11 protein-coding genes are annotated in these 12049 nt (G+C 65.4%); 8 read left to right on the top strand and 3 right to left on the bottom strand.

The features are described from left to right. Positions 1-33: 33 nt before the first annotated feature. Positions 34-1644 carry a histidine-type phosphatase gene (locus tag ACX1NL_RS03975; RefSeq protein ID WP_458898666.1) on the top strand — a complete coding sequence of 537 codons (1611 nt, stop codon included), beginning with the start codon at positions 34-36 and terminating at the stop codon, positions 1642-1644. An 8-nt stretch (positions 1645-1652) separates the two neighbouring features. Here ACX1NL_RS03975 and ACX1NL_RS03970 read toward each other — a convergent pair whose 3' ends face one another. Next, positions 1653-2636 (bottom strand): 3-hydroxyisobutyryl-CoA hydrolase, encoded by a 984-nt coding sequence (locus tag ACX1NL_RS03970; protein WP_458898665.1) that lies wholly within the window; start codon positions 2634-2636, stop codon positions 1653-1655. Positions 2637-2677: 41 nt separating this feature from the next. On the opposite strand from ACX1NL_RS03970, the gene ACX1NL_RS03965 reads away from it, so the two are divergent. Further along, positions 2678-3454 carry an HAD family hydrolase gene (locus ACX1NL_RS03965; protein ID WP_458898664.1) on the top strand — a complete coding sequence of 259 codons (777 nt, stop codon included), beginning with the start codon at positions 2678-2680 and terminating at the stop codon, positions 3452-3454. Next, positions 3451-4017, top strand: a complete 567-nt coding sequence (locus tag ACX1NL_RS03960; RefSeq protein WP_458898896.1) for a DNA-3-methyladenine glycosylase — start codon at positions 3451-3453, stop codon at positions 4015-4017. The genes ACX1NL_RS03965 and ACX1NL_RS03960 overlap by 4 nt, the downstream gene beginning before the upstream one ends. On the opposite strand, the gene ppk2 is transcribed toward ACX1NL_RS03960, so the two are convergent. Continuing rightward, positions 4018-4866 carry a polyphosphate kinase 2 gene (gene ppk2, locus ACX1NL_RS03955; protein ID WP_458898663.1) on the bottom strand — a complete coding sequence of 283 codons (849 nt, stop codon included), beginning with the start codon at positions 4864-4866 and terminating at the stop codon, positions 4018-4020. Positions 4867-5052: 186 nt separating this feature from the next. Between ppk2 and ACX1NL_RS03950 the strand changes: the two genes are divergently transcribed. The 5 genes from ACX1NL_RS03950 (at position 5053) to ACX1NL_RS03930 (ending at position 10937) form a co-directional block, all read left to right on the top strand. Continuing rightward, positions 5053-5691: a GntR family transcriptional regulator gene (locus tag ACX1NL_RS03950; protein ID WP_458898662.1), complete on the top strand. Its 639-nt coding sequence runs from the start codon at positions 5053-5055 to the stop codon at positions 5689-5691. 60 nt (positions 5692-5751) lie between these two features. Next, the gene (locus tag ACX1NL_RS03945; protein ID WP_458898661.1) at positions 5752-6507 is read left to right on the top strand and encodes a LamB/YcsF family protein; all 756 of its coding nucleotides are present in this window, start codon (positions 5752-5754) and stop codon (positions 6505-6507) included. 65 nt (positions 6508-6572) lie between these two features. Beyond that, positions 6573-8057, top strand: a complete 1485-nt coding sequence (locus ACX1NL_RS03940) for a 5-oxoprolinase subunit B/C family protein (protein WP_458898895.1) — start codon at positions 6573-6575, stop codon at positions 8055-8057. Between the two features lie 3 nt (positions 8058-8060). Next, on the top strand, positions 8061-9785 hold the full coding sequence (locus ACX1NL_RS03935) for an acetyl/propionyl/methylcrotonyl-CoA carboxylase subunit alpha (protein ID WP_392398481.1): 1725 nt from the start codon (positions 8061-8063) through the stop codon (positions 9783-9785). A gap of 66 nt (positions 9786-9851) precedes the next feature. Further along, entirely contained in the window at positions 9852-10937 is a 1086-nt protein-coding gene (locus ACX1NL_RS03930; RefSeq protein WP_070472783.1) for a zinc-dependent alcohol dehydrogenase family protein, read from the top strand. Here ACX1NL_RS03930 and ACX1NL_RS03925 read toward each other — a convergent pair. Next, on the bottom strand, positions 10934-11995 hold the full coding sequence (locus ACX1NL_RS03925; protein ID WP_458898660.1) for an HNH endonuclease signature motif containing protein: 1062 nt from the start codon (positions 11993-11995) through the stop codon (positions 10934-10936). The two genes, ACX1NL_RS03930 and ACX1NL_RS03925, sit on opposite strands and share 4 nt — an antisense overlap. Between the last annotated feature and the right edge of the window lie 54 nt (positions 11996-12049).

Genomic DNA, 12049 nt, shown 5'->3' with positions numbered 1-12049 from the left:
CGGCCTTGTCCCCCTGTAAGGAGCCCGCTTCCCATGTCCATATTTTCCCGTCGTGCTGTATGTGTAGTCGCAGCTGCGTCTGTAGCTGTCAGCAACGTTGCGGCTGCCAGCGCCGATACCGCGACGTACTATTCCACAAAGCAGCCCTACTTCCCTGCCGGAACCATCGACAGTTACAGCAAAGCCCCCGAAGGTTTTCAGCAGATCTACACGAGCTCGGTCAACCGCCACGGATCGCGAGGGTTGTCTTCATTCAAGTACGACGACCTCGCCGGCCAGATGCTCACCGCCGCGAAAGAACGCGGTCAGCTCACGGAACTCGGCGAACGCCTCATTCCGCAGGTCGAGGCGATGAGCAAAGCTAACCGCGAACTGACCGGTCCGGGTGAAGGCGGCTACGGCAACCTCACTGCCTTCGGTCGCGCCGAGTTGAACGGCATCGGCGAGCGCAACGCGCGGCGCAACGCGGAACTGTTCGACGCTATCGACCGCGAAAAGCACTCCATTAGTTTTCTGTCCTCCGGTGAGGACCGCGCGATTGAATCCGGCTGGTACTTCGGCAGCGGCCTGCTTGAAACCAATCCGGAACTTACCGACAACCTCACGTACGGTGCGGCCGACGGCCATGTAGAGCTCGAGCCCCGCCGAGACCTCCTCTACGCGCACAAGGACAAAACGGCGTCGAGCTACGAGGCATACAAAGCGTGGGCCGACGGCGACGTACTCGAAGAAAAGGTGGAGCAAGCCTACGCAAAACCCGCATCCCGCGAGGCGGCCACGAGCCTACTGGGAAAGATATTCGCACCGGAATTCATCGACGCGATTGATGACGGCACCCTGACGTTTGTCGGCGTTGAGAAGGAGGACAAAACTGTTGAAGGCATCGTGGACGCCGCCCTGCAGTTTTATAACCTCTACATCATCGCCCCGGCAATGGAGGACGAGCCGGCGAAGCCCGCCGAAGGTTGGATCTTCGACGAATACATGGATGAGTCCGACGGGCCAACCTTCGCCTACCTCCTCGATGTAGAGGACTACTACGAGAAAGGCCCAGCTATTGAAGGCCAGACCGTCTCGTACGACAACTTCGAACCGTTGCTCGACCACATGCTCGCCGGTGTGCGCGAGCGCGCTGAGGGCGGTGACACCGCAGCCGAATTCCGTTTCGGTCACGCGGAGACCATCGTTCCGCTGGCGGCATTGCTGAAACTGCCGGGCTCGGAGAAGGGCGTGCCGGCGAACCAGGTGATGGACTACTCCAACTCCTCGTGGCGTGGCGACAAAGTCGCGCCGATGGGAGCGAACATTCAATGGGACGCGTTCCAAAACGACAACGACGAAACCATCGTCCGGATGCTGTACAACGAGGCCGAAGTTCCGTTCCACTCGGGCTGCGTGCCTATCGAAGAAGGTTCGATGTTCTACACGCTCGATGAGCTTGAAGACTGTCTCCCGCTTGGCTCAACCTCAGACCACACAAAGGCCCGCCTCACCGAGACAGCGACGCCCGTTCCGGCGCCAGAAACGTTGTCCAGCAAGATGGGCGCGCCCGAAGTCATCGCGATTGCCGTCGCGGCCTTCTTCTCGGTCTGGGCTCTGCTCGGCCTTGGTGGGGAGGTCATTGCGCGGCTGATGCCCCGCTAGCCCAATAACTAATCGCGCAGGACGTCCCGGTACTTGCCGGGTTCCGGCTGCGGGGCGAAGTTCGGGGACTGGTCCTTGTCCACGAGCACCGCGCGTACCCCCTCTGCGAAGTCGGGTTCGCGGGTCATCACGGCGCCCAAGCGACGCTCGTTGTCCAACGCCCCGGCGAGGTCCTGCGAGGCGTTCGCGGCGAACAGCTCGGCGGCGGCGACCAGGGACGACGGGGACGCCTGCGCCGTCAGCTTTGCGACGAGCTCCGCCAACTCCCCGTCCAACCTGCCCTGAATCTCAGCCCATGAGCCCTGGAACGTGGGCTCGATGGCGTCGAGAAGCGATAAAAGCTCCGACTCCCCCGGCTCGAGCGCGACAGTATCCAGGAAGCCGGGGCCTTCGGCGACGATGCCGTCGAGCACCCCGTCCAGCGAGGCGACCTTGTGCGTGGCCAGGCCGGTGGCCAGCATGTCGTCGGGGCTCAAGCGGTATCCCGTCAGCCCCAAAAAGGTGCCCAAGCTTTGCGACGGCACCTTCGGCAGATGCTGCAGCAGCCACGACATGCCGACATCGGTGACGTAGCCGATATTCATCTCCGGCATGGACGCGAACGCCTCTTCCGTGACCACCATGTGCGAGCCGTGGGCGGAGATGCCCATGCCGCCGCCCATGATCACGCCGTTACAGAGCGCGATGTACGGCTTGGGGTAATTCGCGATGTCCAGGTTCATGGCGTACTCGTCGGCGAAGAAGGCGTCGACCTCGTCGCCTCGGCCCTCGAGGATGCCGTCGCGGGCGGCGCGCACGTCGCCGCCGGAGCAGAAGTGCTTGCCGGAGGATTGGACGACCACCTGCTCGATGGCGTCGTCGTCGCGCCACTGCTTCAACGTCGCGTCGATGGCGCGGGCCATCTCGGGGCTCAGCGAGTTCAGTGCCTTCGGCCGGTCGAGGGTGATCACACCGGTGGTGTCGCGTACTTCAGTCTTGATCAGATCGGTCATGCTTCCCCAGTGTTCCACATCACACCGGTAGTGTGGGGGCAATGCGGACACCTCGGTTGATTGCGTTGGACATGGACGGCACGCTTCTTGACGGCGACGGGCGCGTGCCGGACGCATTCTGGCCGCTTCTCGACGCCGCACGCTCGCACGGGGTGACCCTCGCGCCGGCGTCCGGGCGGCAGCTGGCCACCCTGCAGCGGATGTTCCCGGAGTGCGACACCTTCATCGCGGAAAACGGCGCGGTGGTGGTGCACGGCGGCGAGGTGGTCTCCACCACTGCCCTGCCGGAAGCGCCGGTGCGGCGGTTACTGTCCGAGCTGCCCGGCGCGCCGTTTGCCGCCCACGCTGTGGTGTGCGCGCCGTCGGTGGCCGCCACCGTGCCGCTGCCGCCGGCTGTGGACGCGGAGGTGGACAAGTACTACGCCTCGCGCACCATGCTTTCCGACGAACCTCCGGCCCCCACCATCAAAATCGCCCTGTACGTGGAATCGGACGCCGAACGCGACGCATACCCCTGGGTGAGCGAACTGGTGCCGGAGCTGCGCGCGGTGGTCTCCGGCAAGCACTGGGTGGACCTGATGCACCCCGACGCCGACAAGGGGCCGGCACTTTCGCAGCTCGCCGGGGCTATGGGCGTCGCGGTGGAGGAGACGGCGGCGTTCGGCGACTACCTCAACGACCTCGGCATGCTTCGCGTTGCCGGGCACGCCGTTGCGATGGGCAACGCGCACGAGGATTTGAAGGCCGTCGCCGACGAGGTGGTGGGCACCAACGTCGACGGCGCGGCCGTGGCAAGGCTGGCGCAATGGCTGTCGTGATCGACTTTGCCCAGCCCGCGAATGTGGTCGCCCCGCAGCTGCTCGGGTGCGTGATCACGCACAACGGGGTAAGCATCCGGCTCACCGAAGTCGAAGCGTACCTGGGCGCCGACGACCCGGCGGCGCACACCTACCGCGGCAAAACGGCACGCAACGCGGCGATGTTCGGCCCGCCCGGGCGGTTGTACGTGTACTTCTCCTACGGCATCCACCACAACGGCAACATCGTGTGCGCGCCGGAAGGCGACGGGCAGGGGTGCCTCATGCGCGGCGGCGAAGTCGTCGCAGGTGAGGAATTGGCGCGAGGGCGGCGGCAGCGGCCAGACCGGGCACCGATCCCTTACGAGAACCTGGCGCGCGGGCCGGGCAACCTGGGTGCCGCGCTCGGGCTTGGGTTGGGCGACAACGGGACAGAAGTGCGCATCACCCCGCGCGAGGCGGAGCCGGAATGGGTGGCCGGCCCGCGCATCGGCATCTCCAAAAACGCCGACGCCCCGTGGCGGTTCTGGATCCCCGGCAACAGGACCGTCTCCACCCCACGGGGCGCACCGAAGCGTCGCTAGCTACTTCTTCTTCTTTTTCTTCTTCTTGGACTGCTTGCCCACCTCAAGCTCGGCGGCGACGTCGGGGACGTAGCGGAACTCGTCGCGAGGCGGACGCTCGTAGTCCGTGATCTCCGGGCGCTCCGGGATCTCCGGCAGGTCCGGCTTAATGTGTTCGTACGGGATGGTGGACAACAGGTGCGAGATGACGTTGATGCGCGAGCGCTTCTTATCCTCGCTTTCCACCGTGTACCACGGCGCCGACGGGATGTCGGTGTGGACAAACATCTCGTCCTTGGCGCGGGAGTACTCCTCCCACTTCGTAATGGACTCTAAGTCCATCGGCGAAAGCTTCCACTGGCGCAGCGGATCGTTGCGGCGGGACTGGAAACGCTTGTACTGCTCCTCGTCGGAAACGGAGAACCAGTACTTGCGCAGCATGATGCCGTCTTCAACCAGCAGACGCTCGAAGATCGGCGCCTGGTGCAAGAAGCGGCGGTACTCCTGCGAGGACGCAAAGCCCATCACGCGCTCCACGCCGGCGCGGTTGTACCAGGAACGGTCGAAGATGACGATCTCGCCGGCCGTGGGCAGCTTCTCCACGTAGCGCTGGAAGTACCACTGGCCCTGCTCGCGCTCCGTGGGCTTCGGCAGCGCCTCGATCCGGCAGGTGCGCGGGTTCATGTACTGGGTGATGCGCTTAATCGCGGAACCCTTGCCCGCCGCGTCGCGGCCCTCCATGACAATGACCACACGCTCGCCGTTTTCCACCACCCACTGCTGCATCGCTACCAGCTCGGCCTGCAGGCGCAGCAGTTCCTTCTCGTAGGCCTTCTTGGACAGTTTCGGCGGTTTCTTGTCGTGGCTCATGGGTGTAACCGTACCCGCAGGTGCCGTGAGCACTAAAAACGCACAAGAACCTGAGAAGAAAGTGCAATATGGGATTACGGGTGCATTGTTGAACAATAAATGCGATATACTCTCTCTAGTTCTAACCAATACGGTCACCCACCTGCGCAAATGCAGTAGGCGACAACTGATTTCAATACGGATGCCATGCTTGCACACAACGTTTCCGCCGAGGTCCGCCGCGCGATCTCACGCGGCGAATTCGCTCCCGGGCAAAAGCTCAACGAGGTCGCCCTCGCCGAGCGTTTCGGCGTTTCCCGCAACACGCTGCGTGAAGCATTCGCCATGCTGACCGCTGAAGGCCTGTGCGAACGCATCCCCAACCGCGGCGTGTTCTTGGCCACCCCGACGCCGGAGTTCGTCACCGACACCTTCCGCGCCCGCGCCGCCATTGAGCCGGCCGCGCTGTTGTGGGGCCCGGACCTGGACGTCGACCGCCTCGACGAGCTGAACAAGGAAGCCCGCGTCGCCATCGAGGAAGAAGACGACGACCTGCTCATCGCCGTCAACCAAGCCTTCCACCACGTCGTGCTCGCGGCGATGGGCTCGAAAACCCTCGGCGACACCATGGACCAGCTCGACGCCTTCCTCCGCCTGGCCACCCTGCCCATCCTGGAGCGCGACCCGGCGTTCAACCGCCGCTTCATCGAGGTCAACGAGCACATCGTCGAACTGGTCCAGTCCGGCGACCGCCAAGCCGCCTCCGACTACCTCCAGGTGCAGCTGATGGAGCAGGCCGAGGCGATCATCGAGATGATCGAGAAGATCAACAACGGCACCGTCTAAACCACCCCCCGTCCCAACCTGAGCGCAAGATCACATGCGCCAGGTTGTATAACTAGGGCCATGCATATCGACCTCAATGCCGACCTCGGGGAGACCACCGCGGGCAACCCGGTCGCTGACGACGCAGCCATGCTGGAGATGGTCTCCAGTGCCAACGTCGCCACCGGCTTCCACGCAGGAGACCCCCACTCCATCGCCGGCACCCTGAAAAACGCCGCCGCCCACGGCGTGACCCTCGGCGCCCACGTGGCCTACAACGACCCGGCAGGCTTCGGCCGCCGCTTCATCGACTACGCCCCCGCCGAACTCGCGGACGAGACGCTCTACCAAATCGGCGCCCTCGACGCTCTGGCCCGCGTCCACGGCATGCAAGTGCACTACGTCAAGCCGCACGGCGCGCTCTACAACACGATCGTCCACCACGAGGCACACGCCAAGGCGGTCATCGACGGCATCAAGGCGTTCAGCCCCGAGCTCGCCGTGATGCTGCTGCCCGGCGGCGTCGCCGTCGACATCGCCGAAAAGGCCGGACTGCGAGTGATCCGCGAGGCGTTCGCGGACCGCGGCTACAACCCCGACGGCACGCTCGTGTCGCGCCGTGAGCCGGGAGCGGTCATGCACGACCCGCAGGACGTCGCCAAGCGAGTGCTCCAAGTCGCATCCACCGGATCCGTCACCGCCATCGACGGCACCGAAGTCAAAGTCCAGGCCGAATCGGTCTGCGTCCACGGCGACTCCCCCGGCTCCGTCGAGCTCACCCGGAGTGTGGTGCACAAGCTTGCCGACGAAGGCATCCGCATCGAGGCCGTACTGTGACATACACCGTCAAACGAGTAGGCACCCGCGCGCTCATCGTCGACCTGCCCGACTTGGGCACCGTCATGAACTTCTACGCGGCGCTGTCCGCCACGCCACTGGAGCACCAAACCGACGTCGTCGCCGCCGCGCGCACCGTGCTGGTGACCTTCGACTCGCCCACCGCCACCACAAAAGCGGTGGACGTGCTGGCCGCGTACACGCCCGCTGCCGCGGACATGGGTACGCCGCGCGACATCGACATCGACGTGCGATACGACGGGGAGGACGTGGGCGCGCTGGCGTCGTCGCTAGGCATGAGCACAGCCGAGCTCATCGAGTGGCACACCTCCACCACCTGGGTCGCCGCCTTCGGCGGGTTTGCCCCCGGATTCACCTACTGCGTGCCCGAAGACGCCTCGCGCGCCCTGGAAATCCCCCGCCGCGACTCGCCTCGCACCGCCGTGCCCGCAGGCGCCGTCGCCCTGGCCGGCGAATTCTCCGCCGTCTACCCGCGCACCTCCCCCGGCGGCTGGCAGCTCATCGGCACCACCGCCACCCCGATGTGGGACTCCACCGCCACCCCGCCCGCGCTCGTCGCCCCCGGCGACCGGGTGCACTACCGCGCCGTGGACACCCTGCCAGCCGACACGCAGACCGCGCGCAAGCACCTGGCCACCCCGCCACGACGCCCCGTGTTCACGCTCGACGACGCCGGCCTGCAGACCCTCTACCAGGACCTCGGCCGCCAAGGCAACGGCAACCTGGGCGTGACCACGTCCGGCTCCTCCGACCGCGCCTCCGCCCGCACCGCCAACGCCGCAGTAGGCAACAAACGCAACGCCACGCTTTTAGAAAACGTCGGCGGGCTGACCATGACCGCTCTAGCCGAGACCGTCATCTGCGTCACCGGCGCCGACGCCGACGTCACCGTCGGCGGCAGGCCCGCCCCCCTGGCCACCCCAACGATCGTGCCGGCCGGCGCGGAGGTCGTCGTCAAGCCGGCACGCCTGGGTTTCCGCACCTACGTCGCCGTGCGCGGCGGGCTCATCGCCGACACCGAACTGGACTCGGCGGCCACCGACATGCTCTCCGGCCTCGGCCCGAAGCCGCTTGCCGCCGGCGACACCATCGCCATGTCGCTGACCCCGCCGCAGTCCGCGAACTCGCTTCTGTCCAACCCGCTGCGCGTCGAACGCGACGGCGCCGACGTCGTCGGCGTAGTGCGCTGCGTCCTCGGCCCCCGCGACGACTGGTTCGACGCGGACGCCGTGGACCGGTTCTTCGCCACCACCTTCACCGTCACCGGCGACTCCAACCGCGTGGGCCTGCGCCTCGAATCCGACGCGCCCCTGACCCGCTCGCGCGACGGCGAGCTGCCCAGCGAAGGCATGGTCGCAGGCTCCGTGCAGATCCCCCCGTCCGGCCAGCCCGTGCTCTTCCTGCGCGACCACGCCGTGACCGGCGGATACCCTGTCATCGCGACCGTGATCAACGAAGACGTCGACATCGCCGCACAACTCCCGCCCGGCGGAAAACTCCGCTTCGAGCGCTACACCCTGGAAGGTTAAGGAATGACTCTTTCTGCCGTACTGATCGCCAACCGCGGAGAGATCGCCGTGCGTATCGCACGCACCGCCCGCGACTTGGGCATCCGCTCCATCGCCGTCTACTCCGAGCCCGACACCGGCGCACTCCACACCCAGGTCGCCGACGAGGCGTACCTGCTGCCGGGCAACACCTCCGCCGAGACGTACATGAACATCCCGGCGCTCATCGAGATCGCGCACCGTGCCGGCGCCGACTGCCTCCACCCCGGCTACGGCTTTTTGTCCGAAAACGCCGACTTCGCCCGCACCGTCGAGGAGGCCGGCCTGAAATGGATCGGCCCCTCACCCGAGGCCATCGAGCTGCTCGGTGACAAGCTCTCCGCCCGCGCCCTCGCCGTCGAAGCGGGCGCCCCGCTCGCACCGGGCACCGGCGAGCCGCTGTCCACCTGGGAAGAAGCCCGCGACTTCGCCAGCGAGCACGGCATGCCTATCGCAATCAAGGCAGCCTTCGGCGGCGGCGGCCGCGGCCTGAAGGTCGTCTTCGACGAGGCCGACATCGAGGAAGGTTTCGCCTCCGCCGGCCGCGAAGCGCGCGAAGCGTTCGGCCGCGGTGAGTGCTACGTGGAAAAGTTCCTCACCCACCCGCGCCACGTCGAGGCGCAAGTGCTTGCCGACGCGCACGGCAACGTCGCCGTCCTCGGCACCCGCGACTGCTCCACCCAGCGCCGCTTCCAAAAACTCATCGAGGAAGCGCCCGCCCCCTTCCTCACCGACGAGCAGCGCAGCGCCATCGAAGAAGGTGCCCGCGAAATCATCCGCAAGGCGAACTACCAGTCCGCCGGCACCGTCGAATACATCGTCTCCGAAGACGGCACCGTGTCGTTTTTGGAGGTCAACACACGCGTCCAGGTCGAGCACCCCGTCACCGAAGCCATCACTGGCGTGGACATCATCGCCGAACAGTTCCGCATCGCAGACGGGCTTCCGCTGTCCTTCGGCGACGCCGACCCGCAAATCCATGGTCACGCGTTCGAGTTCCGCATCAACGCCGAAGACGTCACCAACGGATTCGCACCGTCACCCGGCACCGTGACGCGTTTCGACGTGCCCACCGGCCCCGGTGTGCGCATCGACACCGGCGTGCGCACCGGTGGCCAAATCCCGCCCTACTACGACTCGCTCATGGGCAAGCTCGTCGTCTGGGGGCCGGACCGCGACACCGCGTTGAAGCGGGCGCAGCAGGCGCTCAGCGAGTTCGTCATCGAAGGCGTGCGCACCGTGCTGCCGTTCCACCGCGACATGGTCGACGCGCCCGAGATCACCGGCGACAGCCTCGACGTCTACACCGACTGGGTGGACCACAACTACTCGCCGTCGCAAAAACACAGTGACGTGGACATCGAGCACATCTACGACGAGCGCCGCGACGTCGTTATCGAGATCGACGGGCGCCTGCACACCATCGGCTTCCCCGTCGCGCTGCTCGGCGGCGGCGCTGCCCCAGCTGCGGCTGACGCTGCCGCCCCCTCCGGCGACGAGGCTGGCGCGGTGACGTCGAAGTACGAGGCCACCATCGTGGAATGGCTGGTCGCCGACGGCGACGTCGTTGCCAAGGGCGATGCCATTGCGACCGTCGAGGCGATGAAGATGGAATCGCAGCTCAAAGCGCCTCGCGACGGGCAGATCTCGCTTGCCGCACAGCAGGGCGAGCGCGTGAAGGCGAACGCCACCATCGCGACGATTTCCTAGATATGAGCGCGGTCACTGACATACGATGAGGGTGTCTGAAGCCACACCAGCGAAAGGACCCCTATCATGGCTGAGACAATGCAGGCACTCACCTACTTCGGCGAGGGCGACGTGCGCGTCGACACGCGCCCTGTGCCGACCATCTTGGAGCCCACCGATGCGATCATCCGCATCGACACCACCACCATCTGCGGCACCGACCTCGGCATCTTCCATGGCAAAAACCCCGAAATTGAGGAACGCGAACGCGAGCGCACAGGCGAATGGAACGGACGCATCCTCGGCCACGAAGGCATCGGCACCGTCGAAGCCGTCGGCGAGGCAGTGCAAAACTTCCAACCCGGCGACAAAGTACTTGTCTCGTGCGTTTCCCGATGCGGCGCGTGCGAGAACTGCCAAAAGCAGCTTTACAGCCACTGCCAGAACGGTGGATCCTGGATTCTCGGCTACATGATCGACGGCACTCTCGCCGAGTACGTGCGCACCCCGTTTGCCGACACCTCCCTCTACCACCTGCCGGACACACTGGACAAAGAAGTCGCAGTGTTCCTTTCCGACGCCTTGCCCACCGGACACGAAATCGGAGTCCAATACGGCAGCGTCACCCCGGGCAGCGACGTCATGATCGTCGGCGCAGGCCCAGTCGGCATGGGCGTGCTGCTCACATCCCAGTTCTACTCCCCCGCCACCATCACAGTCGTGGACATGGACGATAACCGCCTCGCCAAAGCCCGCGAAATGGGCGCAACCCACACCCTCAACCCCGCAAGCGATGATGTCAACGCCCGTGTCGGCGACATCACCGAAGGGCGGGGCGTGGACACCGCCATCGAGGCAGTCGGTCTGCCTGCAACATGGAAAACATGCGCCGACAACGTCAAGGAAGGCGGAAACATTGCTGTCGTCGGCGTGCACGGGAAACCGGTGGAGTTTCCGCTCCAGGAGATGTGGATCAAAAATCTCACCGTGACCACCGGTCTCGTCAACGCAAACACCACAGGCATGCTGCTTAAGGCAGTCCAGAACTCGGACCTGCCCATCAAGTCTCTGGCTACCCACCACTTCACGTGGGACCAGCTCGGCGAGGCATGGGAGACGTTCTCGCATGCCGACGAGCACCAGGCGATGAAGGTCATCATCGACAACGTCTAGCCGAAGAGTTGGTCGAGTGCTCCGCGGTCGGTGTTTTTCAGGTGATACCCCCGCGGTGAGACCCACCACGGTGCGCCCCTGATCATCGCGATGTGGCCGCGGGACTTGCGCCAGGGGTCGTCGTCGTTGACCCGGTTGTGATAGCGGCATAGCGGCACCAGGTTGTTCATGTTGGTGTAGCCGCCGTGTTTCCACGCCTCCACGTGGTGAATCTCCGAGCCATACGCCCCGTGCCTACAGCCTGGGAACGCGCACACGGGTGAGACCATGCAGGCCATATCGCGCTGTTTCTGGTTGGCGAAGCGCTCGGTGTCGTACAGATTCACCGCGCCTTGCTCCGGGTGGAACGCTGCGACCTCCAACGTCTCGCCGAACTCTTGCTGGAGGTATTCGGCGCCAGTCATGGTGGTGCCGTCGGTCAGCGTGAGGATGACGTCGTCGCCGTCACCCGCCAGGATGCGTGCGTGTTCAGAAATCGGCACCATCACAATCGGGCGTGGTGCCGCAGCAACCACTCCGCCGGTTTCGCCTTCGACGATGCGCCAAAACGCCTCCTCCATCTGGGCTGCGGCCGGCTGTGTGGCGTCGATGTCTTGGCGCAGGCGGTGCTCGAGGTCTGCGGCTTTGCGGTCGGTGGTGTAGATGGTGATGCGCGCCCGGCCGTTTCTCGGTGCGGAGAACGCGACCTGTTGCTTTTTCGGGGTGTCATCGTCGCGGGGCACCAGCTCTCGTGCGGCGCGTTCGATCGCGCGGTATCCGCCGGTGACGTCCAGCAAGGCGAGGCGCAGCCGCCACCGCTCGCTGGTGTCCTTGACACCACCGACGCGGCGTTCAATCAACGCCAGCTCGTCCAGGGAGAACCCGCGGGCCTTCTGTACTGCCAAAGCCTGTTTGCGGGTGAATTTGGTCGGCCCGTAGTACACCTTCTGCATCCCGTCCCACGCGCGTGCCCGATCCGGCGCCATGCCGGCACCCAGGGCAATAGACAGGTCGAAGTGCCGCAGGGTCTCCATGGATGCTGCGGCCATCGCCTCGATAAACGCGTCGAACGGGTTCATGCCACGAACACTAAAACAAGCGCAACCCCACACAACCCCCCGAACCGAAATCTG

The organism is Corynebacterium sp. CQ3829_602738, from assembly GCF_054478435.1.
The sequence above is the reverse complement of the archived record's forward strand: the minus strand, read 5'-3'. Positions and strand labels throughout refer to the sequence as shown.